The sequence below is a fragment of the Catenulispora acidiphila DSM 44928 genome (assembly GCF_000024025.1).
Taxonomy (GTDB): Bacteria; Actinomycetota; Actinomycetes; order Streptomycetales; family Catenulisporaceae; genus Catenulispora; species Catenulispora acidiphila.
In genome coordinates this window covers 6,496,635-6,519,129 of the sequence record NC_013131.1, presented here as the reverse complement: position 1 = coordinate 6,519,129, position 22,495 = coordinate 6,496,635, and the positions used below count along the sequence as shown (strand labels likewise).

Genomic DNA, 22,495 nt, shown 5'->3' with positions numbered 1-22,495 from the left:
AGAGTTATCTCTCAAATCCGGGCACCCAGTCGAGCTTTTCCAAGCAGAATCCAAGGTGGACCCGAGAAAAACACAGCACGATCAGCAGGGGTGGCGCGCGCTGAACGTAAGGTGTGAGCCATGAGTTCGGATCTGACGTTCCGGTCGGCGCGCCCCGACGAGACCGACGCGCTCACGGAGCTCGTCATGCGCTCGAAAGCCCATTGGGGCTATAGCGAAGAGTTCATGGAGAGCTGCCGGGCGGAGCTCACGATCCACCCCGACCAGATCGCCCCCTCGCGGATCACGGTCGCCGAGGCCGGAGGACTCGTCGTCGCCGTGGCGTCGCTGGAGGGGGAGCCGCCGCACGGGGAGCTGGGAAGCCTGTTCGTCGATCCCGACAGGATCGGCAAGGGCGTGGGGCGTGCGCTGTTCCGCCATATGGCCGATGTCGCTCGCGGCGTCGGGATCCGCACCCTGATGCTGGATGCGGACCCCCACGCCGAGCCGTTCTACGAGGCGATGGGTTGCGTGCGCGTGGGCGTCGTGCCTTCGGGTTCGATTCCCGGGCGGACGCTGAACCGGTACGCCTTCGACCTCTGACGCGCTAGTTGATCGACCAGTGCTGCAACGCGCTCCCGCTGTTGGTCTGCTGCGTCACCAGCGCGTTGTTCGCCGTGGAGGCCGTGGTCAGCAGCAGGTTGCTGTTCACCGAGGCGATCGTGTACCCGCCGCCGGACAGCGGTGTGATGTTCCAGTGCTGATTCGCGGTGCCCGCGCAGGTCCACTGGATCACCGCCGCGCCGGCTGCCGTGGAGCTGCCGGTCACGTCCAGGCACAGGCCTGAGGCGCCGTTGGTGATCTGGTAGGAGCCGTCGGGCTGCTCGGTGAACGTCCACTGCTGGTTGGTGCCGCCGTGCAGGGCCCAGGTGATGAGCTGGGTGCCGGTCGCGGTGGAGCTGGCGGGGTCGTCCAGCGCCTGGCCGCCGGTGCTGACGGTGTGGGTGCCGCGGACCGGGCCGCTCGCGTCGTCGAAGGCTTCGAACTCCCACAGCGAGTAGCCGTACTGCGTGCCGCGCGCTGTGCCGTACATGCGGAGGTAGCGGCCGGTGGCGTCGGCGAACGTCAGCGTTTCGGTGCCGCCGGTGCCGTTGGCGCGCGTGGCGACGGTGGTCCAGGTCGTGCCGTCGTTCGACAGCTGGATCTGGTAGTTCTTCCCGTACGCCGCCTCCCAGGCCAGCACCACGCGGTTGACCGTCTGCACCGAGCCCAGGTCCACCTGCAGCCAGGTCGGGTCGGCGTACTGGCTGGACCAGCGGGTGCTCAGGTCGGCGTCGGTGGCCTCGGCGGCGGGGAAGTTCGGCGTCTCGACGCTGGAGGCGGTCGTCGGCTTGCCCTGCGCGAGGTCGCCGGCGATGGACGGCTTCGGGTAGAGCGGATTGCGGCCGACGGCGTCCATGATCGGGACGAACGCGGCGTAGGTCGGGACCAGCTTGGGGCTGTTCCACGTCATCTGCGCCAGGTCGCGCAGCGGGTACTTGATGCCGTCGGCGGTCTGGTCCTCGGTCTCGGCGCCGGGGTTGTCACACCAGACGTGGATCAGGGAGCCCAGGTTCGCGGCGCCGTTGGTGATGGTGGTCGAGCCGTCGAACAGGTCCGGGTTCCAGGACTCGTACATGGACGTCGTGTTCGGCTTGGCGCCGCCGTAGACGTAGTAGGTCGGCGTGTACGCCTCGTTGGCGATGGTGTGCCCGGCGTTGACGACCTGCTGCGGGGACAGACCGGTGTTGCTCCAGTACTCCACGATGATGTCCGGGTTGACGGTGATCGTGCCGTCGCCGGACTTCAGCCCGTCGTTCCACATCCGCATCGTCTTGCCGCCGGCGCGCACGATGCCGTCGGCCCAGTTGACGAAGCCGTAGAAGGTGTCCTTCGCCGTGGCGTTGGCGCCGTAGTTCTGGTGGGCGTAGGTGAGCAGCTGCGGGTAGGAGCCGTAGTTGGTGACGTACTCGTCAGCGCCGAGATGCCAGTACGAGCTGGTGGTGAACAGCGGCTCGTATTCGGTGATCAGGTCGCTGATCAGCTGCCGGGCGCCGGGGATGGTCAGGTCGATGTAGCTGCTGCTGGCGTTGCCGCTGCTGTCCTTGAGCCGGTAGTCGTGGCCGATGCCCAGCTCGGCGGACAGGATCGCGTCCATGTGCCCGGGCAGGTCGATCTCCGGGACGACGGTCACGTGGTACTGCTTCGCCAGCGCGATGATGGCCGCGATGTCCTGCTTGGAGTAGTGCTGCGCGGAGGTGATCTCCGGGTGCGTGGTGCTCTCCAGCCGGAAGCCGTAGGTGTCCGACAGATGCAGGTGCAGATAGTTCATCTTGAGGTAGGACATCTCGCGGATCTGGTTCTCCACGAACGCCACATCGAAGAACCGGCGCCCGGTGTCCAGCATCAGCCCGCGCTCGGACTTGTCGGGGGAGTCCGTTGCCGTGCCGGCCGCGATCGTCGAACCCTGATGCAGCAGCTGCAGCACGCTGCGGGTGCCCCAGAACTCGCCGGTGGTGGTGCTGCCCTGGATCGAGATGCTGCTGCCGACGGTCATGGTGTAGCCCTCGGTCGGCTGGCTGCCACCCAGGTTCAGGGCGATGTCGCCGGGACCTGCGGTGCCCTGCGCGACGCCGACCGTGCGCCCTTCCAGCGCGGACAGATCGGCGGCGAAGGTGTTCGCGTCGCCTTGCAGCTGCGAGGCATAGGTCGGGTTGATGACGACGCGGCTGGCCGTGCTCCAAGAGAAGGAGCCGGAGCCGGCGGACCACGTGCGGACGGCGGGGATCGTCTGCGGCGTACCGGTGGCGGCGTGCGCCGTGGGTGGCGACGCGGCCATGGTGACGGGGACGACGGCGGCTACGAGGGCTGCCGCCGGAAGGATTCGGAGGGATCGCATGGACCTGCCCGGTTCACTAGGGGAGCGGTGCTTGGTTTTGAGCGAAAGGTGCGTGGTCTAGACCGCTGGCGCGCGCTAGTGCGCAGTATTGAGCAGGGATCAGCTGTTGGCAAGCGTCCGCGCGAACTCTGACAGGAAGTCGGCGACGGGCTCGGGGTCGGTGACCAGCGAGAGGTGGTCGGCGGCCAGGCGGGTCGTGGGCCAGCCGAGGGCTTCGGCGCGGTCGGCTTGGTATGTGTAGCTCTCGCTGAGTTGGAGGTACGTGCACTGCGTCGCCGACCAGGACTCGGTGCGCGGAGCCGGCTCCTGGAAGTAGGCCAGCGCGATCGGATGGAGTTCGGACAGGAACGCTTCGCGTTGCTCTGCTTGAGGAATCAGCTCTGTCAGTACCTCCGGAGGGAACCATCGGTCCCACGGCGGGAGCATTCCGTCCTGCGCCATCGCGGTCAGGGCTTCGCGGAAGTCCGGCGGGGAGGCGTCGAAGTCGCTCAGTCCCGGGCGGGGGAGCTGGGCGTCGACGAAGGCGATACCGATCACGCACTCGTCCACGGCGTCGACGATGGCGGGCAGGTACGCGCCGGCGCCGCTGTGGCCGATCAGGACGATCTCGTCAGCATGCGTGTCACGGGCGTCTCGGGCGACTACCTCGGCGATACGGCGCGCGTACGGTCCGGGACCGGCGGCGATGCCGTGCAGACTCGGCACCATGACGTCGTGCCGGCCGTGCAGCAGCCGCGCGACCGGCTGCCAGGTCGCCGGACCCACCAGCGGGCTGTGGACCATGATCAGGAGTGGCGTGGGAGGCATGGGGTGATTGTCGGCGCTTGTCAGAGGCGCCGCGTAATCTCTAAACCATGCGTCCTCTGTCCGAACTCACCCGCACCGTCGCCCCGATCGAGGTCGTCAGCGACTATCAGCCCGCCGGCGACCAGCCGGCGGCCATCGCCGAGCTGACCCGGCGGATCGAGGCCGGGGAGCAGAACGTGGTGCTGCTGGGCGCCACGGGTACCGGCAAGTCGGCCACCACCGCCTGGCTGATCGAGAAGCTCCAGCGCCCGACGCTGGTCATGGCGCCGAACAAGACGCTGGCCGCGCAGCTGGCGAACGAGTTCCGCGAGCTGCTGCCGAACAACGCGGTGGAGTACTTCGTCTCCTACTACGACTACTACCAGCCCGAGGCGTACGTCCCGCAGACCGACACCTACATCGAGAAGGACTCCTCGATCAACGAGGAGGTCGAGCGGCTGCGGCACTCCACCACCAACTCGCTGCTGACCCGGCGCGACGTGGTCGTGGTCTCCACGGTGTCCTGCATCTACGGCTTGGGCACGCCGGAGGAGTACCTCAAGAGCTCGGTGCAGATCCGGGTCGGCGAGGAGCACGACCGGGACAAGATGCTGCGCCGCTTCGTGGACATGCAGTACGCGCGCAACGACCTGGCCTTCACCCGCGGCACGTTCCGGGTGCGCGGCGACACCGTCGAGATCTTCCCGGTCTACGAGGAGCACCCGGTCCGCATCGAGATGTTCGGCGACGAGGTCGAGCGCCTGATGACGCTGCACCCGGTGACCGGCGAGATCCTGACCGTCGACGAGGAACTGCGGGTCTTCCCGGCCACGCACTACGTCGCCGGCTCGGACCGCATGGAGCGCGCGCTCGGCGGCATCGAGACCGAACTGGCCGACCGCCTCGCCGAGCTGGAGAAGCAGGGCAAGCTGCTGGAGGCGCAGCGGCTGCGCATGCGCACCACCTATGACCTGGAGATGATGCGCCAGGTCGGCTTCACCTCCGGCATCGAGAACTACTCCCGGCACATCGACGGCCGCGAGCCGGGCTCCCCGCCCTCCACCCTGATCGACTTCTTCCCCGAAGACTTCCTGCTGGTCATCGACGAGTCGCACGTCACCGTCCCGCAGATCGGCGCGATGCACGAGGGCGACGCCTCCCGCAAGCGCACGCTGGTCGAGCACGGCTTCCGGCTCCCCTCGGCGATCGACAACCGCCCGCTGCGGTGGGAGGAGTTCGAGGAGCGCGTCGGGCAGACCGTCTACCTCTCGGCGACGCCGGGCCCGTACGAGCTGGGCAAGCAGGGCGAGGAGACCTCCAAGAGCCCGGTCGAGCAGATCATCCGCCCGACCGGCCTGGTCGACCCGCAGGTGGTCCTCAAGCCGACGCACGGCCAGATCGACGACCTGGTCGCCGAGGTCCAGGCCCGCGCCGAGCGCAACGAGCGCTCCCTGGTCACCACCTTGACCAAGAAGATGTCCGAGGACCTGACCGACTACCTCCTCGAACGCGGCGTCCGCACCCGCTACCTGCACTCCGAGGTGGACACCCTGCGCCGCGTGGAGCTCCTGCGCGAACTCCGGCTCGGCGAGTACGACGTCCTGGTCGGCATCAACCTCCTGCGCGAAGGCCTGGACCTCCCCGAGGTGTCGCTGGTGGCGATCCTCGACGCGGACAAGGAGGGCTTCCTGCGCAGCGGCCGCTCCCTGATCCAAACCATCGGCCGCGCAGCCCGCAACGTCTCCGGCGAAGTCCACATGTACGCCGACACCATCACCCCCTCCATGAAGCTGGCCATCGACGAGACCAACCGCCGCCGCGACAAGCAGATCGCCTACAACGAAGCCAACGGCGTCGACCCCCAACCCCTCCGCAAGCGCATCGCCGACATCACCGACCTCCTCGCCCGCGAGGACGCCGACACCGCCGAACTCCTCGGCGGCTCCGGCCGCCAGCAGTCCCGCGGCAAGGCCCCGGTCCCCGGCGTGGCGTCGAAGGGCACCATGCGCTCCCTGGACGTGGCCGGCAAGCCCGCCGAGGAACTCCTCGGCCTGATCGAGGACCTCTCGCAGCAGATGCACGCCGCGGCAGCGGAGCTGCAATTCGAACTCGCGGCCCGCTTCCGCGACGAGATCGGCGAGCTGAAGAAGGAGCTGCGGGCGATGCAGGCGGCTTTGTAACGGGAGCTGGGCTGGCAGCACGGCTCGGGCTGCTGGTTGATCGCCCGCCAGCCGGGCGGATGGTGCTGTGGGGCGGTTTCGCGCGATTGTGGTGCGCGGGCCGCCTCTGGCATGTGCGGGGCACGGCGGTGGTGACGAGTTGGTGCTGCGGGATGCGATTGACCAGCCCGGGCGCTGGCTAACTCGGGCGGAGCTCTCGCCTTCGCGGCTGGCGGCTGGTGGCTGGCGGCTGGCGGGCTGGTGAGTGATGTTGTGGGGCGGTTTCGCGCGGCTGTGGTGCGCGGGCCGCCTCTGGCGTGTGCGGGCGGCGGTGGTGGCGAGTTGGTGCTGCGGGATGCGATCGACCAGCCCGGGCGCTGGCTAACTCGGGCGGAGCTCTCGCCTTTGCGGCTGGCGGTCTGGTGAGTGGTGCTGTGGGGCGGTTTCGCGCGATTGTGGTGCGGGCTGCCTCTGGCATGTGTGGGGCGCCGGCGGTGGCGAGAGGCGGTTTCGTGCGGCTGTGGTGCGGGGGCTGCCTCTGGCATGTGCGGGGCGCCGGCGGTGGCGAGTTGGTGCTGTCGGATGCGATCGATCAGCCTTGGTGGTGGCTGGCTCGGGCGGAGCCTCTTCCCCATGCAGCGAATGGTGGCGACTCCCGCCGGCGCCCCGCTGGTTGGCTGTGATCGCGGCGGGTACCAGGCAGGTCTGGTGTCTAGTGCCTGGCGCCTCTGGTCGGGCATCTCGCTCGTGAGCTGCGGCGGGAGGGTCTGCTGTGCCACCTGCCTCCCGTGTCGGTGATGTTCTCGGGGGTGGGGCGGGCATTACTCTGGAAGAGAGGAGTGCGATGACCAGGTTCGATCCGCATCGGATCCGTAGCGGGGATGAGCCGATGCATGCGCGCAGTCCGCTGCGTATGCGGCTGACCATGGCGCTGATCGGGGTGGCCAGCGCGATCGGCGGGGTTGTCTTCTTCGTTACGCAGCATGCGGTGGGCTTCATCGTTTTCTGCGCGGTGGTCGGGTTTGTGGCGCTGGTCGATGCGATCGTCGTTATGCGGCACATTCGTCAGGGTCCGCATTGGCAGCCGGGGCGCGATATTCCGCCGTATCGTCCCGTTGAGGAGCCCGACGACGCGCCTGAGCAGCGTGCGCCCTGGTCGCAGCACACGCGCGAGCAGGTGTACTTCATCATGATGGGGACGTGCCTGGTGCTGTTCGTCCTCGCGTGGACGGTCGTGCGGCTGTTCTCGCCGGGGTTGGCGATCGGGATGAGCGTGGTGGCGGCGATCATCCCGCCGTTCGCGGTGATGCTGGCGAACGCGCGGGGGCGGAATTGGTGAGTTTGGCGGCGCTCGGGATGGACGGCGTCCCGGCGCTCGATCCGTTGAGCTATCCCGGTCGGGTCGTCGATGGGCCCGCGCTGCTCAGCGGGACGCAGCTGCTGCGGATGACGCCGACTGCCGAGCCGATCGGGCGCTGGCGCGTACATCAGGACACGAACCCAGCTTGCAGCCTGGACGACGTACTCGCCGACCTCGACTCGCCGCCGACCAGCGAACGCCATCCGCTGATCGCCGTCGGTTCCAACGCCGCACCAGCCCAGCTGCATCACAAGCTGACTCGCCTCGGCCTGCCCGCCGTCGTCCCGATGACGCCGCTGCGCGTGTCGGGGCTCGGTGTCGGCGTCTCGGCACATGTGGCGCTCAACGGATACGTCGCCAACTCCCCGTTCGCCGACCCGGACAGCACGGCCGACGTCGTGCTGACTTTCCTGGACGCCGACCAGCTTTGCGCCGTGGACGACACCGAACTCCCGCGGTATCACAGGGTTCTGTTGTCGGGTGCGGAGTTTGATATGACGCTGCCGTCGGGGGAGCGCGTGGACACCGCGTATCTGTACGTCAACGCCGCAGGGGTGCTCGCCGCGCGGGACGGGACGCCACGCGTTCCCGGCGCACAGGAAGCGCTGCTCGCTGAGTTGCTGGAGCGTTCGCCACGCCTGCGCGCGCTGTTCGACTCCCCACAAGACTGGATCGCCAAGGCGCGCGCTGACGCCGACCTTCGTGCCACCGTGAAGCAGATCTTCCACGAGTCGGGCTGGGTCCTCCGGCAGGAGGCATGGCGCGAGGTCTCGCCTCTGGCGACCAGCGGCGACCACCCGTAGGCTGCATTCTGCCGTCCGGCTACTATAACGTGTTCTAGTTCTGTGTCTTCTGCATCTTCTGCATCTTCTGTCTTCCGTCTTCTGTGTCGAGGAGCCCTCATGACCGCGGACCTCAAGCTCGGCCTCCAACTCGGCTACTGGGCCTCCAAGCCGCCCGAGTATGACTGGGTCGGCCTGGCGCGGTACGCCGAGGACCTCGGCTTCGACTCGGTGTGGACCGCCGAGTCCTGGGGCTCGGACGTGTTCACGCCGCTGGCGTACCTGGCCGTCTCGACCAGCCGCATCCGCCTGGGCACCGGCATCGCGCAGATGGCGGCGCGCACGCCCACCGCCACCGCCATGAGCGCCATCACGCTGGACCACCTGTCCGGAGGCCGCGTGATCCTGGGGCTCGGGCTGAGCGGACCGCAGGTGGTCGAGGGCTGGTACGGCCGGCCGTACCCGAAGCCGCTGGCCCGTACGCGCGAGTACGTCGAGGTGATCCGCAAGGTGCTGCGCCGCGAGACGGTCACCAACGACGGCGAGTTCTACCCGCTGCCGTATCAGGGCCCGGACTCCTCAGGCCTGGGCAAGCCGCTGCGCACCAACCTGCGCCCCCTGCGCAAGGACCTCCCGATCATCCTCGGCGCCGAGGGCCCCAAAAACGTCGCCCTGACCGCCGAAATCGCCGACGGCTGGCTCCCCCTCTACTACGTCCCCGAACGCCCCGAGGTCTACGCCGACCAGATCGCCGGCGCCAAAGACGGCTTCGAGATCACCGCCATGGTCCACCTGGCCTTCACCGGCGCCGCCCAAGACGACATCGAACAAGCCCTCTGGCCCATCAAGGGCGCCCTGGCCTTCTACGTCGGCGGCATGGGCGCCAAGGGCGCCAACTTCCACAAGAACCTCATGGTCCGCATGGGCTACGAAGCCGAAGCCGACCACATCCAAGAACTCTTCCTCGACGGCAAACGCGACGAAGCCGTCATGGCCGTCCCCACCGCCTTCGCCGACGAGATCTCCCTGGTAGGCCCACCCGAGCGCATCAAGGAGCGGCTGGTGGCCTGGCGCGAGTCCCCGGTGACGACCCTTCTGGTGACGGCTCGGGAGGAGGAGACGCTGCGGGGGTTGGCGGATTTGGTGCTGTAGCGGGGAGCTTCTCGGCCAGACCTCCGTGCACCATCCTCGCCGCGTCCGTATACAGCAAAGACCGCCGCACCCGACATGATCGTCGGATGCGGCGGTCGGTGAACCACTTAATCAGCGTTCTTACCTAAACCTCACGGGCTCGGCGGCGGACCGTCCTGATCCGCCAGGAACCGCTCGAACTCCTCGGCCAGTTCGTCCGCGGTCGGCATCCGGCCGTCGTTGTCGCTGAGCAGGTTCTTGCGGTCGGTCACGTTGAAGGCGTCGTACTGCCGCTCGAGGGCGCGGACGACGTCCTCGACCTCGGAGGATTCCTGGACCTGGCGTTCGATGTCTTCGGAGGCGCGGCGGGCGGCGTCGCGGAGTTCCACGTCGGGGAGGATCAGGCCGGTGGCTTCGGAGACGGCGCGCAGGAGGCGGATGGCAGCTTGCGGATACAGGGAGGAGGCCAGGTAGTGGGGGACGTGGACGGCGAAGCCGGCGGCGTCGTGGCCCCATTCGCCCAGGCGGTACTCCAGCAGGGACGCCGCTGAGCTGGGGACCTGGAGGCGGTCCAGGACGGGCTGGTCGGCGGTGTCGACCAGGCCGGGGTTGGTGGCGTGGGCGGTGATGCCCAGGGGGCGGGTGTGGGGGATGCCCATGGGGATGCCGTGCATGCCCACGGTGATGCTGACGTCGAAGTGCTCGATCAGGCTGCGGACGGCCTGGGCGAACAGTTCCCACTCGCGGTCGGGCTCCAGGCCGTCCAGGAGCAGGAAGCGCTTGCCCTCGCCGTCGGTGAGCAGGTGCACGTCCAGCGCCGGGTCCTCGTAATGGTCGTAGTGGTCCTTGTCGAAGGTCATCGTGGGGCGCCGGCTGCGGTAGTCGATGAGCCGGTCCACGTCGAAGGAGGCCACCAGGCGGTGGTCGAACTGGTCCAGCAGGTGCTCGGAGGCCAGCCTGCCGGCGCCTCCGGCGTCCATGAAGCCTTCCATCTGGTGCAGCAAGACCACGCCGGCCATGCCCGGTGTGCCGGGCGCCAGCTCGTACAGAGCCTTCGGATCCTTGCGCGCGACCACTTGAAGCACCTCATCCGTCTCGTCGTGGCTGTCCGGCGGTTCACGTCCAGCCTAACCATCAGCGGCGAACGAGTGGTGATCTATTCCGATTCGGCCATGAGGAGTCTGTGCGCGATTTCAGGACGCGGCGCGGCGGATCCGCCCGGCGTATCTTGCCTCCAGCACGTCGTTGTGGGCATCGCCGCCGATGGCGTTCGCGGACAGGTAGACCGGCGGCGTCAGGCCCTGCTCGGCCAGCAGCCGCACCGCCTCGGCGATCGTGGCCTGCGCCAGGACCGTGTTGCCGACCGAGGAGACCCCGCAGACGTTCGCCCCCAGCGACGGCAGCGGCAGCACCGAGTCCCCGTACGGCGCGCCGTTGTCCAGCACGACGTCTGCGAAGTCCTTGAGCCGCTTGCCCGAGGAGTGGCGCGAGGTGATGCGCGCGGTGTGCTCCAAGGAGGTGATGGCGATGAGCTTGTGGCCCAGGGAGGTGACGTGCTCGGCCAGGTCCACGATCACGCCGTTGCCGCCGGAGTTGGAGGCGATCACGAACACGTCCTGCGGCTCCACCGGCGCCAGCTCGTAGATCCGCTTCGCCAGCCCTTCCCGGCGCTCGATCTTGGGGTCGTTGAGGAAGTCCACCGGCTCCCCGCCGAACAGGATCAGGTCCCGCAGCGCCAGCTTGTTGCTGGGGACGAACCCGCCGGCGCGCCCGGCCAGCTCCATCGCCAGCGCCTCGGAGTGCCCGGTCCCGAAGGCCTGCAGGACGCCCTCGGCCGCGATCGAGTCCGCGATCAGCGCTCCGGCGGCCAGGACCCCGTCCAGCTGGGTTTTCTCGACGTGCTCCAGCACCCGGCGGACCTCGGCGAGGTATCCGGTCGGCGACAGCTCCGGCGGCAGGGACTCCATGGGTTTCTCCCTCGGTGCGGTTGGTCTGGCGCGTGTGGTCTCAAACCCGCCTGTGGTCTAAACCACAGATCCGGGTCCATCAAAGCAGATCGGCGTACCTGTGTACGAGGGTTCGCGTGATGGTTTGCGTGACGGTTCGCATGATGGTGCGCGCGATGGTTTGCGCGATCACCCCGCTTGCTGGGACGATGGGTGCTATCGAAGGGGAGTACTCCTCAATCGGACTGGCCGTCATCACGGAGCCACTCGGTTCCCGGTTGTCCGGCCTGAGCTGCGGGTTTCAACCGTCTCAGGTGGAGAAGACTTTCGGCGCTTGTGCACGCCATGACAACGCCGGAGGAGTCCCGCAATGCACGTCACCCTGACCGTCTGGATCGCCACGATCGCCGTTTTGGCCGTGGCCGTCGGCCTGGACCTGTGGCACGGCATCCGGAACCCGCACGCGATCAAAACCCGCGAGGCCGCCGTTTGGGTCACCGGGATCGTCGCGGCGAGCATCTTGTTCGGCATCGGCATCTGGGTTTTCACCGGCCACCGCTACGGCAGCGAGTTCTTCGCCGGCTGGATCACCGAGTACAGCCTCAGCGTCGACAACTTGTTCGTCTTCGTCATCATCCTGACCAAGCTGCGCGTCCCGCGCGCCTACCAGTCCCAGGTGCTGCTGTGGGGCGTGGTGATGGCGCTGGTGCTGCGCGGCATCTTCATCGGCATCGGCAGCGCGGTGATCAACCAGTTCAGCTGGATCTTCTACGGCTTCGGCGCCTTCCTGGTCTACACCGCGGTCAAGCTGGCCACCGGGCACGGCGAGGAGGAGTTCAAGGAGAACCGCCTGCTGCGCCGGGTGCGCACGGCGGTGAAGACCACCGACGACTACGACGGCGCGCGGCTGGTCACCCACGTGGCCGGACGCCGGCGCTTCACCCCGATGCTGATCGTCATGGTCGCCATCGGCTCCACCGACCTGCTGTTCGCCCTGGACTCGATCCCGGCGATCTTCGGGCTCACCAAGGAGCCGTACATCGTCTTCACCGCCAACGTCTTCGCGCTGCTCGGCCTGCGCCAGCTGTACTTCCTGCTCGGCGCGCTGATGGACCGGCTGGTGCACCTGTCCTACGGACTGTCGGTGATCCTGGGCTTCATCGGCGTGAAGATGCTCTTCGAGGCGCTGCACGGCTCCGGGGTCGAGCACATCGGACCGGTCACCGTACCGACGATCGGCATCGCCGCCTCGCTCGGCGTGATCATCGGGGTCCTGGCGATCACCACGGTGACCAGCCTGTGGAGCACACGGCGCGCGGAGGGCGAGGTCGAGCCGGCTAAGGACGAGCCGGCTGAGACCGAGCCGACCGAGGCTGGGCTGGCTGCGGCCGAGCCGACCGAGACCGAACTGACCGAGACCGAGCGGACCGAGACCGAGCCGACCGAGGCCGGGCTGGAGAAGCTCGAGGGCTGAAACCCTTACCCCACCTGGCGTTTCGCGGGTTCGGTCCGGATGTGGGATGCTGCCGCGCACATCCCGTCATCTCGTCAGGATCCTGTGAGACCCAGGGGGGTCAATGAACGGCTTCGTGAAGTTCGTCGTGCGGGGCAACGTCATCGGGCTGGCCGTCGGCGTCGTCATCGGCGCGGCGTTCGCTGCGATGGTCACCTCCTTCACCACCGCGTTCCTCACACCGCTGATCGGCTGGGCGACCGGCGGCATCGGGGACTACAGCAAGAAGGTCTTCACGCTCGGCAAGACCCCGTTCCCCTACGGGACGTTCGTCAACGCCGGGATCAGCTTCCTACTCACCGCCGCGACGCTGTACTTCCTGATCGTGCTGCCGGTCAACAAGCTCACCGAGGAGCTGAACCCGCACCACGACCTGTCCCACGCCAAGCGCTCCTGCCCGGAATGCCTGCAGCAGATCCCCGCGCGGGCCCGCCGATGCAGCTACTGCACCTCGACCGTCGCCCCGATCCTCGACGAGGACTCCCCGGACCTCACCGACGAACTCCCCGGCGAGATCGCGCTGCGCAGCGCGCTGCCGGAGATGAGGTTCGGGGAGCCGGCCGCAGCGGCTGAAGCCAAGCCAGTCTGAGACGCCGCGGCCGCCGGGGTGTGCGGCGACTCGTTCGCCATGCGGCGACCAATAAGGTCGCCGCATGGGCTTTCTGCAGGGACCCCTCTTCGTCCTCACCGCGATCGTCACCGTGGTCGTGCTGGCCTCGATCGTCCGGCGCCTGCTCGGCGTCCGCTTCTCCGCCACCCGGCTGGTCCTGGCCGCCGCGATCTCCTGGGGCATGTCCGCGCCGATCCTGACCGCGATGCTCGGTCCCAAACTGCCCGACGGGACTCTGGAGGACTCCAAGAAGCCGCTGCTGCTGGTCCTGTCCCTGCTGGTCATCCTGCTGCCCAGCATGGTGTTCCTGGTCGTCGCCGAGGCGCTGGCGCCCAGCGGCAGCCTGCCGACGCCGCTGGAGTGGGTCAGAGGGCTGCGCAGCCGGGTCGCGCGCTCGCGCCGCTACTGGCGGTTCACCATGATTCTCATGCGTCACGGGCTCGGTCCGTACCTGCGAGGCCGACGACCGCAGGCGAACATCGGCCGGTCGTTGCGCGGGGCGCTGAACGACGGCGGGCTGACGTTCATCAAGTTCGGCCAGATCCTGTCCACGCGCCGCGACCTGCTGCCGGCCGAGGTGGTCGACGAGCTGTCGCTGTTGCAGCATCAGGCTGCTTACGTGGCGTGGGCTGAGATCGAGGCGGTGCTGGTCGCCGAGTACGGCTCGGTCGAGACCGTCTTCGCACGCTTCGACCGCGAGCCGATGGCCGCGGCGTCGGTCGCGCAGGTGCACTCCGCGCGGCTCGTCTCCGGCGAGGAAGTGGTGGTCAAGGTGCGCCGGCCCGGCGTGACCAGCCAGGTGGGCCGCGACCTGGACATCATCCGGCGGCTGGCCAGGACGCTGGAGCGGCGCACGTCGTGGGCTCGGTCGCTGGGCGTCAAGGCGCTGGCCGAGGGCTTCGCCGTGGCGTTGCGCGAGGAGCTGGATTTTCGCATCGAGGCGCGGAACCTGGCGGCGGTCGCGGTGACGCGGGTCGAGGGCGTGGCGGTTCCGAAGGCGTTCACCGAGCACTCTTCGGCGCGGGTGCTGGTGATGGAGCGCTTCGAGGGCGAACCGTTGCGGTGTGCGCTGCCGCAGTTGGCTGAGCGCGGGATAGTCGCGCGCGAGCTGGCCGAGCGGCTACTGAACTACTTGCTGCGGCAGGTGATGATCGACGGGGTCTTCCACGCCGACCCGCATCCCGGCAACATCCTGCTGCTGACCGACGGCCGGCTCGGCATGCTCGACTTCGGCTCGGTGGGGCGCCTGGACTCGGCGCTGCGTGCCTCGATGCAGCGGCTGCTGGCGGCCGTCGACGTCGGGGACCCGCTGTACCTGTGCGACGCGGTGCTGGAGGTCATGATGGCGCCGGACGAGATCGACGAGGCCGCGCTGGAGCGGGACCTGGGACGGTTCACCGCGCGTCATCTGCGCAGCGAATCAGGGTTCGACGTCGCCATGTTCACCGACCTGTTCCGCATCGTCAGCTCGCACGGGCTGGCGGTCCCGGCCGAGGTCGCGGCGGTGTTCCGGGCGTTGGGGACGTTGGAGGGGACGCTCACCGAGCTGGCGCGCGACTTCGACATCGTCGCCGAGGCGCGCAAGCTGGCCGGCGGGTACGCCGCGGAGCAGCTGACGCCCGAGGCGCTGAAGCGGGAGGCGGCGACCGAGCTGGCGGCGCTGGTGCCGATGCTGCGGCGGTTGCCGCGGCGGGTGGACCGGCTGGTCGGGGCGCTGGAGAGCGGGAAGCTGAGTGTGAACGTGCGGCTGTTCGCCGACCGGCGGGACCGGGATGTGGTGACCGGGCTGGTGCACCAGGTGCTGATCACGGTGCTGGCGGCGACGTCCGGGCTGATGGGGGTGCTGATGGTCGGGCGGCAGAACGGGCCGATGGTGGGGGAGTCGGTGAGTCTGTATCAGTTCCTTGGGTACAGCTTTCTCGCGGTCGCGAGTGTGTTGGCGCTGCGGGTGTTGGTGGTGGTTTTTCGGCGGCCGGAGGATTGATTCCGCCGGTTGCGGTGAGGCGCTTCGTTTTCGGATTTCTATCGCTGACAGTTGATGTCAGTGATGGTCCTGACACTGGGGCGTATGGACTTCGCTAGTGCTACCCGGCGGGCCGAGCGGTTGCTCGTGCCGGCTGCGTTCGTCACCGCTTTGGGCAACAACGTGCAGCTGATCGCTGGGGCGTTGTTGATGATCCGGAACGACAAGACGATGGTGTCGGTCGGGTTGTTGTTCGTCGCGGTGGCGGTGCCGCAGGCGGTGCTCTCGCCGTATTTCGGGCGGTTGGCCGACCGGCATGATCGGCGCCGGTTGTGGATCGGGTGCGATCTGACGTCGGCGGTGCTGGCGTTGGCGCTGCCGGTGTGGCTGACGCTCGGGGGAGCGACGGCTCCGGGGGTGTACGCGGCGAACTTCGCGTTGGCGGTGGTGGCGGCGCTCTTCTTTCCCGTGAGCAACGCGATGATCAAGGAGCGGGTGCGGGCTTCTCAGGTGCGGCGGTTCAACGCCACGTATGAGATGGCGACGCAGGGTGGGATGTTGCTGTCGGCGACGGTGGGTGGGCTGCTGGTGCAGCGGTTGGGGGCGTCGCCGCTGCTGGTCTTCAACGCTGGGACGTTCGTGGTGTCGGCGGCTTTGGTGGTCGCGGTGGGGCGGCGTCCGGTGCGGCTGGAGGTAGAGACGGGCGCGGATTCGGTTGCGGGGGTTGGGGTTTCTGGTTCTGCTCCTTCCCGGCGAGTCCCGCTCGGGCGGCTGATCCTGCTGTACGCGCAGGGCAGCGTGGTCGTGACCGTGTTCAACGCGCTGCTGCCGAAGCTGGTCATGGGGGAGTGGGGGCGCGGGGCGGGGTTGTTCGGGCTCGTCGATGCGGTCGGGAGCTTGGGGTTCTTGGCGGCGACCGCGTTCTACAAGGTGGTGGGGCGGCGGTTCGGGGATCTGCGGATCGCGGTGGTCGGGTTCCTGGCGTGCAATGCGGTGTTCGTTTTGCAGCCGCAGTTCGGGCCGGGTTTTCTGATGGCGGGGGTGGCGATCGGGGCGTTCACGTTCGGGACGGCACGGATCGCTTCGCGCTCGCTGGTGATGACGAGCGTGGACGAGGCGCACGTGGGGCGGGTGTTCGGGCTGGCGAACGGCGCGGGGCTGGCGGCCACGGTGGTGGTGATGCTGGGGGTCGCGGAGCTCACGGACCACACCGACAGCCGGTGGGGGTTCGCGGTGACGGGGGTGCTGAGTGTGGCGGCGGCGTTGGCGGCCGGGGTGCTGCTGCGCGAGTCCGGTATCGGACTTTCCGGTGGCACGGAGATCGTCTCGGGGTCTGGTGGTGCCGATGGTGCCGGTGGTATCCATGATCGTGATCCATCCGCTCCTGACGGCTGTCACATTCCCGCGAATGCGGACGTCAAAGTGGTGACCGCCTGAGTCCGTCCGCAGAATGTGAAGCCATGACCGACGCTGATCAGCTCGCCCAGTTCTTCCAGACCCAGCGCCCGCACCTGAAGGCGGTGGCGTACCGCATGCTCGGGTCGCTGGCCGAGGCGGACGACGCCGTGCAGGAGGCGTACCTGCGGCTGAACCGGTCGGACGTCGCCGAGGTGGAGAACCTGGCCGGCTGGCTCACGACGGTGACCGGCCGGGTCTGCCTGGACGTCCTGCGCGCCCGCCGCAACCACGGCGAGGAGGACCTCGAGGGCCCGGCCGGCGTCGAGGCCGTCGAGGCCACGGAGCGCGACGCGATGGCCGACCCGGAACTGGCCGCCGAGCTGTCGGACTCCGTCGGCCTGGCACTGCTGGTCGTGATGGACACCCTGAGCCCGGCCGAGCGCCTCTCGTTCGTCCTGCACGACATGTTCGCAGTCCCCTTCGAGGAGATCTCACCCATCGTCGGCAAATCCCCGGCAGCCGTCCGCCAACTCGCCAGCCGAGCCCGCCGCCGCGTCCAGGGCCAAGGCGAGGCGTCCGACGCGGACCGCGGACGCCAGCGCGAGGTCGTGAGCGCCTTCCTGAAGGCATCACGCGGCGGCGACTTCGCCGGCCTGCTGAAGCTCCTGGACCCCGACGTCGTCCTCCGCGGCGACCCGACAGCCGTCGCCTTCGGCGCCACCGCCGAAGTCCGCGGCGCGGGCGGCGTCGCCAAGCAGTTCTCCGGCCGCGCCCAGGCCGCCCAGCTCGCCCTCATCGACGGCACCCCCTCCCTGATCTGGGCCGTCGCCGGCACGCCCAAGGTGGTCTTCGACTTCACCATCGTCAACGGCCGCATCGCCGCCATCGAGATGCTCGCTAACAGCAGCCTCCTGGGCGAGCTGGCGGTGGAGATCGTCGCGAGGGTGGGGGAGTAGATAACGGGCCCCAGGATGACCAGGAACGCGCACCACGCTGAAAAACGGCAGCGTAGCCCGGGCTACGCTGCCTGATGATCAGCCAGATCGTTTGTTGCTGCGTTCCCGCAGTTCCTGAAGCCACGCCCGAACCTGGGAATCATCGTGCAGGAAGTCACCGGCTGGGCCGTGTCGCAGATCGATGCCCGCCAGCAGGCCCAGCGCCCAGCACTCCGTCGCGTCCCAGGCCAGGGTGTCATCGAACAACCAGCGCGCGGCCCACCGGTCGGCGTCGTCCCGACTCAGTCGACCTTCGACCACCGCGATGAACCGAGCCTCGATCTCCCCGAGATCCGGCTGTTCATCACCAACCACGTGCTGATCCTGCCACGGCACTAACTCCCGTCCGCGGCCACCGACATCACCACCGCCGGCGACCAGCCGCTGTCCAGATCCGGGGGGCAGGGGCGGAAGAGGGTCGCGCCGGAGACTGCCAGGAGCGCGACCGGTAACACCGTGGCTGCGGTTGTCGCGGCGATGACCAGGGCGTGGGTGCGGCGGGTCAGGGTTTGGTCGAGGCGCAGGAGGCGGCGGATGCGGCGGAGGGTGGGGGAGGAGTCGATGGCGAGGGCGGTTTCGGGGACCGGGTTGTACTCCGGGGGTGCGTCTTCGGCGTGGGCTGTGCCAATGACGGCGAGGGCTGCGGCGACGGTGGGGGCGCCGGTGCGGGCCACGGCGGCGTCGTCGGCGATGAGTTCGACCAGGCGGCGGGTTTCGCGTTCGGCGTAGGCCAGGAGCTTGATGTGCGGCATGGTGCGGCGGATGGCGGTGGCCAGGGCGATGATCAGGTGGTGGCGGCCGGACATGTGGGCGCGCTCGTGGAGCAGGACCGCCTCCAGCTGCTTCGCGCTCAGGCGTTCCAGGGCGCCGGTGGTGATCACCACGTCGTCGGGGAGGCAGTAGCAGGCCGGGGACGGGTGGTCCAGGACCAGGACGCCGAGGTCGTCGTCGCGCTTGGCGAGCATGCGGAGCATCTGGCTGTGCTCGCGGCGGCGGCGGTGCGCGGTGCCGAAGGTGGCGGTCAGGCAGTAGAGCAGGCGGGCCGAGAGCAGGACCGCGGAGATCCAGCCGAGGTGGCCCAGGGCCGTACCGAGGGAGCCGTGGTCGGTGACCGGGAGCTGGTCGGCGCAGGAGTCCAGGGCCGGCGACAGTTCGGAGAGTCCTTCGACCAGCGTGAACGCCAGCGCGAGCCCGGCGCCGACGGTGGCCAGCAGGAACGAGCAGGTCAGGATCTGCAGCAGCGTCACCGTCAGACGCGGAGCACGGTCCGACGGCCAGTGCCGGGCCAGCAACGGTGGGGCGAGGACCGCCACAGCCAGAGCGTAGACGACCAGGAGGAGCACGGCCGTCACTGCATCCGCTCTTCCTCCGGAGCCGGGTGGGGCGACGCCGGTGGGCAGATCTCGAGCGCCGCGCGCAGCGCCTTGGCTTCCTCGTCGGACAGCTGCTCCAGGAAGTGGACGAACGCCACCGCCTGGTTGTCGCTGGTCGCCCAGGCGTCCCGCATCAGCCGCGCGGTGTACGACTCGCGCGAGGCGACCGCCTCATAGACGTACGCCCGCCCCTGCGGCTGACGGCGCAGCCACCCCTTGCGGTGCAGCTTGTCCATGACCGTCATGACCGTGGTGTAGGCGAGGGAACGGTCGGTGTTCAGGTCGTCGAGGATGTCGCGCACCAGCACCGGGCGGTTGCGCCGCCATATGCGGTCCATGACCGCCGCTTCCAGATCCCCCAGTTGTCGCATCGCCACGGCCGTTAGCCTAGACCAGGCTGGTCGGCGCCGGAATCAGTGATTGAGCCGGTGAGGCCGCGGTTCTGCCGAGGAGGGCACGGAGCGCACCGGCGGCGCAGCCGGACGGAGAAGCTCAGCGGGGCGCGTCGGCGTCGACATCGTGTGGTGCGGATGCGGGCGCGACTTCGGGTGCGGCTTCGCCACCGGGTGCGGCGGGGTCTTGACCTGTGGCGGAGCAACGGGCAGCAGCGGCGCCGCCGGAACCTGGCTGCCCGACGCTCCGTTGTCGCCACTCACGAAGCTGTCCGCGGTCCGTCCGATCAGCGGCGCCGGTCGTGCCGCGCCCGAACCGCCGGCGGCGCCGGCCGCGATGAGGATGGCGCCGGTGAGGGTCATCCCGAGGGACAGGGCGAAGTGGACCCGGCGCGTGGGCCGCACCCATGCCGTGTACGAGCCGTCGACGATCATGCCGCCACCCTCGCCGACGCCGCCGCCGAATCCTGCTTCCGCACCGCGTGGCGCAGCGCGGGGTCATGCATTCGGCGTATTCGTCTGATCCTCCACACTCTGCCGTCTCTGCGGTCTGTGGCCGGTCCGATGCCTGAATGTCGTGCTTGACCTCGCACGGGTGTCCCGGCGCGGTCCTTACTCTCAGTATTCTTCCACCCCCGGTGGAGTATTCCGACTTGAGGTCGTATTGAGAAAACCCACACGCGCGGTATTGCCTTCCGGCACGCTGGGTGAGCAGAATGGCAGAACCCTGGCAAACATTATTAACGAATTACCCTGTTTTTGTGCGAAACGGGCGCGTTGACAGCGCTGTGAGGTGACAGGCGATGAGGCTAGTAGTGGCCGGCCGAAGAGACGACCGGGTGCAACCGGCGTTGGACAACGCGTTGCGCCTAGACGGGTTCGCGGTCCGGCGGCTGCGTGCCGACGACCTTCCGGGCATGGCGGCGTTCTCGCCGCACGCGGTCCTGCTGGACCTCGGGCTGCTGGACGAGGAGGCGCTGGCCCTGTGCGAGCGCATCCGCCGCCAGACCGAGGCCGCACTGGTGGCGATCACCGCGCGCGCCGACCGCGGCCTGTGGATCGAGGGCCGGCGGATCGGCGTGGACGACTTCGTGGTGAAGCCCTACGGCCTCACCGAGCTGTCGACCCGCATCCGCGCCGCGGTGCGCACGCCGACCGAGCGCCCCGACCACCTGGGCGTCGGCCCGGTGGTGGTGGACGCCGAGGAGCGCCGGGTCAACGTGCACGGCCAGCCGGTGGTGCTCACCCGCAAGGAGTTCGACTTGCTGCACCTGCTGGCGAGCACGCCGGGCGCGGTGCTGTGCCGGGAGCTGATACTGCGGAAGGTGTGGCACACCACCGAGAAGTCGGCGAACCGCACACTGGAGGTCCACATCGCGACGCTGCGCGCCAAGCTCGGCGTGCCGGACCTGATCCGGACGGTGCGCGGGATCGGGTACGTCGCGGACTCGGAGCTGCCGCGGAGCATCCGGGTCTGAGGCCGGTGATGCGGTGACGCGGTGACGCGGATGAGACGTCACGCGGGTGAGACGGTGACGTGGGTGAGGCGAGTGCGAGCGAGCCCTACCGCTCGACCGCCAGCCGCACTCCCAGCCCGATGAACAGCCCGCCGGTGGCCACGTCGATCCGGCGCCGGGCCGCGCGCCGGTGCGCCAGCCAGCCGCCGATACGTCCGGCGAGCATCCCGACCGTGCCGTCCACCAGGAACTCGATCACGATCAGCACCGCGCCGAGCACCGCGAATTGCACCGGCAGCCAGCCCAGCCGCGGGTCCACGAACTGCGGCAGGAACGCGACGCTGAACGTCACCATCTTCGGGTTCAGCAGGTTGGTCAGCAGGCCTCGCAGATACGCCTGACGCCCCGAGACCGGCGTGGCATCGCCGGCCGACAGTGCACCGTCCTCGGCGCCGCGGTGCCGGATCGCCTGGACCCCGAGGTAGACCAGATAAGCGCCGCCGCCAAGGCGGAACGCCGTGAACGCCACCGGGACCGCCGCGAAGAAGGCCGTCAGCCCGGCGGCGGCGACGGTCACATGGATCACCTCAGACGTGGCGATGCCGGTGGTGGCCAGCAGGCCCGCGCGAGGACCGCCGCGCATGCCGACACCCAGCACGAACAGCATGTCGGGACCGGGTGCCAGACAGGCGACGGCGGTGGTGAGGACGAACAGGGTCAGTAGATGCAGATCTATCGGCATAATCGCGATCCTGACACGCGGCCCTCGCCGGCCGGCCGGTCTTTTCGCGGCTGTCTCAGCCCTCGGTCTTCGCCGAGGCCGCCGTCTGCGCGACCGGGCCGGCGCCGCGCTTCAGGTCGCCTCGGTTCAGCTGACCCTGATTCGGCGCGCCCTGACTGGTCCCGCCCTGATTCTGTTGGCCCTGATTCGGCGCGCCCCGCTTTGGCCAGCCCCGATCCGGCGCGTCCTGACTGGTCCCGCCCCGATCCGGCCAGCCTTGATTTCGGCCCGCGCTGATTCGGCCCGCCCTGATTCGGCCAGCCTTGATGCGGCCCGTCCCGATCTAGCGCGCTCTGATTCAGCCCGCCCCGCTTCGGCCAGCCTTGATTTCGGCCAGCCCCGATCCGGCAGGCTCTGGCTCGCCCCGCCCCGCGTCGTCCCGCGCCGCCTCAGCACGCAGCTCCGCGCGCCGCGCCTGCCAGCGTTCCAGCATCCCGGTCAGCTCCCCGCGCAGGAACTGGAACATCTGCGCCGACTCGGTCAGCCGGCGGCCGGCCGGGGTGTCGGCGCCGACCACGGCGGCGCCCTCGGTCAGGCTCGCCTCCCAGCGCGCCATCAGCGTGTCGCGCTCGAACAGCGCGTCCTGCCAGACCTCGTCCAGGACGCGGTAGCGGTCGCGGCGGGTGCCGGGCTGGCGTTCGCGGGTGACCAGGTTGACCTGGGACAGGTAGCGGATGGCGCCGGAGACCGCGGCCGGGGAGATGTCGAGCAGGTCCGACAGTTCCTGGGAGGTCAGGCGGCCGTCGTCGCGGGTGATCAGCGCGGCGAAGACCCGGGAGGGCATGCGCGGGATGCCGCTGTCGGTCAGCACGCTGGCGAAGCGCTCGACGTAGGCCGGCAGCCGGTCGGGTGCCGGGCGGTCCGCGGCGTCCTCGGTCATCCCCCCACGGTAGCGGTCCCGCTCGCGCTTTCATAACATTCACAAATCTCTG

General features: G+C 69.0%; 21 protein-coding genes. 11 read left to right on the top strand and 10 right to left on the bottom strand.

Annotation, left to right across the window (positions count from 1 at the left end):
* Positions 1–120: 120 nt before the first annotated feature.
* Positions 121–582, top strand: a complete 462-nt coding sequence (locus CACI_RS28000; RefSeq protein ID WP_015794243.1) for a GNAT family N-acetyltransferase — start codon at positions 121–123, stop codon at positions 580–582.
* A gap of 4 nt (positions 583–586) precedes the next feature.
* Here the strand turns inward: CACI_RS28000 and CACI_RS27995 are convergent, their stop codons facing one another.
* Complete coding sequence (locus CACI_RS27995; protein ID WP_041540502.1) at positions 587–2,917, bottom strand: family 20 glycosylhydrolase; 2,331 nt, start codon at positions 2,915–2,917, stop codon at positions 587–589.
* Between the two features lie 99 nt (positions 2,918–3,016).
* On the bottom strand, positions 3,017–3,724 hold the full coding sequence (locus CACI_RS27990) for an alpha/beta fold hydrolase (RefSeq protein ID WP_015794241.1): 708 nt from the start codon (positions 3,722–3,724) through the stop codon (positions 3,017–3,019).
* Between the two features lie 47 nt (positions 3,725–3,771).
* On the opposite strand from CACI_RS27990, the gene uvrB reads away from it, so the two are divergent.
* From uvrB to CACI_RS27970, 4 genes are all read left to right on the top strand, one after another.
* Positions 3,772–5,883 carry an excinuclease ABC subunit UvrB gene (uvrB, locus tag CACI_RS27985; protein ID WP_015794240.1) on the top strand — a complete coding sequence of 704 codons (2,112 nt, stop codon included), beginning with the start codon at positions 3,772–3,774 and terminating at the stop codon, positions 5,881–5,883.
* Positions 5,884–6,706: 823 nt separating this feature from the next.
* On the top strand, positions 6,707–7,201 hold the full coding sequence (locus tag CACI_RS47215) for a DUF6343 family protein (protein ID WP_015794239.1): 495 nt from the start codon (positions 6,707–6,709) through the stop codon (positions 7,199–7,201).
* Positions 7,198–8,025: a hypothetical protein gene (locus CACI_RS27975; RefSeq protein WP_223297258.1), complete on the top strand. Its 828-nt coding sequence runs from the start codon at positions 7,198–7,200 to the stop codon at positions 8,023–8,025. Before CACI_RS47215 ends, CACI_RS27975 begins: the two co-directional genes overlap by 4 nt.
* A gap of 99 nt (positions 8,026–8,124) precedes the next feature.
* Entirely contained in the window at positions 8,125–9,156 is a 1,032-nt protein-coding gene (locus CACI_RS27970) for an LLM class F420-dependent oxidoreductase (protein ID WP_015794237.1), read from the top strand.
* A 131-nt stretch (positions 9,157–9,287) separates the two neighbouring features.
* On the opposite strand, the gene CACI_RS27965 is transcribed toward CACI_RS27970, so the two are convergent.
* Complete coding sequence (locus CACI_RS27965) at positions 9,288–10,154, bottom strand: proteasome assembly chaperone family protein (RefSeq protein WP_049872097.1); 867 nt, start codon at positions 10,152–10,154, stop codon at positions 9,288–9,290.
* A gap of 174 nt (positions 10,155–10,328) precedes the next feature.
* Positions 10,329–11,102 carry a sugar isomerase domain-containing protein gene (locus CACI_RS27960; RefSeq protein ID WP_015794235.1) on the bottom strand — a complete coding sequence of 258 codons (774 nt, stop codon included), beginning with the start codon at positions 11,100–11,102 and terminating at the stop codon, positions 10,329–10,331.
* A 349-nt stretch (positions 11,103–11,451) separates the two neighbouring features.
* Here CACI_RS27960 and CACI_RS27955 point away from each other — a divergent pair, with 349 nt between their 5' ends.
* The 5 genes from CACI_RS27955 (at position 11,452) to CACI_RS27935 (ending at position 17,521) form a co-directional block, all read left to right on the top strand.
* Entirely contained in the window at positions 11,452–12,555 is a 1,104-nt protein-coding gene (locus tag CACI_RS27955) for a TerC family protein (RefSeq protein WP_015794234.1), read from the top strand.
* A gap of 103 nt (positions 12,556–12,658) precedes the next feature.
* Positions 12,659–13,183 carry an MscL family protein gene (locus CACI_RS27950; RefSeq protein ID WP_015794233.1) on the top strand — a complete coding sequence of 175 codons (525 nt, stop codon included), beginning with the start codon at positions 12,659–12,661 and terminating at the stop codon, positions 13,181–13,183.
* 64 nt (positions 13,184–13,247) lie between these two features.
* Positions 13,248–15,188, top strand: a complete 1,941-nt coding sequence (locus tag CACI_RS27945; RefSeq protein WP_015794232.1) for an ABC1 kinase family protein — start codon at positions 13,248–13,250, stop codon at positions 15,186–15,188.
* An 84-nt stretch (positions 15,189–15,272) separates the two neighbouring features.
* Positions 15,273–16,604, top strand: a complete 1,332-nt coding sequence (locus CACI_RS27940) for an MFS transporter (protein ID WP_223297257.1) — start codon at positions 15,273–15,275, stop codon at positions 16,602–16,604.
* A 23-nt stretch (positions 16,605–16,627) separates the two neighbouring features.
* Entirely contained in the window at positions 16,628–17,521 is an 894-nt protein-coding gene (locus CACI_RS27935) for a sigma-70 family RNA polymerase sigma factor (RefSeq protein ID WP_015794230.1), read from the top strand.
* Positions 17,522–17,599: 78 nt separating this feature from the next.
* On the opposite strand, the gene CACI_RS27930 is transcribed toward CACI_RS27935, so the two are convergent.
* Genes CACI_RS27930 through CACI_RS27915 form a run of 4 tightly spaced genes read right to left on the bottom strand, consistent with a single transcriptional unit; the run spans position 17,600 to position 19,760 of the window.
* Entirely contained in the window at positions 17,600–17,896 is a 297-nt protein-coding gene (locus tag CACI_RS27930; RefSeq protein ID WP_223297256.1) for a hypothetical protein, read from the bottom strand.
* Entirely contained in the window at positions 17,896–18,912 is a 1,017-nt protein-coding gene (locus CACI_RS27925; protein WP_015794228.1) for a M56 family metallopeptidase, read from the bottom strand. The genes CACI_RS27930 and CACI_RS27925 overlap by 1 nt, the downstream gene beginning before the upstream one ends.
* On the bottom strand, positions 18,909–19,304 hold the full coding sequence (locus tag CACI_RS27920) for a BlaI/MecI/CopY family transcriptional regulator (protein ID WP_015794227.1): 396 nt from the start codon (positions 19,302–19,304) through the stop codon (positions 18,909–18,911). The genes CACI_RS27925 and CACI_RS27920 overlap by 4 nt, the downstream gene beginning before the upstream one ends.
* Positions 19,305–19,346: 42 nt before the next feature.
* On the bottom strand, positions 19,347–19,760 hold the full coding sequence (locus CACI_RS27915) for a hypothetical protein (RefSeq protein WP_015794226.1): 414 nt from the start codon (positions 19,758–19,760) through the stop codon (positions 19,347–19,349).
* A gap of 380 nt (positions 19,761–20,140) precedes the next feature.
* Between CACI_RS27915 and CACI_RS27910 the strand changes: the two genes are divergently transcribed.
* Complete coding sequence (locus CACI_RS27910) at positions 20,141–20,803, top strand: response regulator transcription factor (protein ID WP_223297255.1); 663 nt, start codon at positions 20,141–20,143, stop codon at positions 20,801–20,803.
* A gap of 85 nt (positions 20,804–20,888) precedes the next feature.
* Here the strand turns inward: CACI_RS27910 and CACI_RS27905 are convergent, their stop codons facing one another.
* On the bottom strand, positions 20,889–21,524 hold the full coding sequence (locus CACI_RS27905; RefSeq protein WP_015794224.1) for a LysE family translocator: 636 nt from the start codon (positions 21,522–21,524) through the stop codon (positions 20,889–20,891).
* A gap of 337 nt (positions 21,525–21,861) precedes the next feature.
* Positions 21,862–22,443, bottom strand: coding sequence for a GbsR/MarR family transcriptional regulator (locus tag CACI_RS27900; RefSeq protein ID WP_015794223.1), 582 nt, complete (start codon positions 22,441–22,443; stop codon positions 21,862–21,864).
* Between the last annotated feature and the right edge of the window lie 52 nt (positions 22,444–22,495).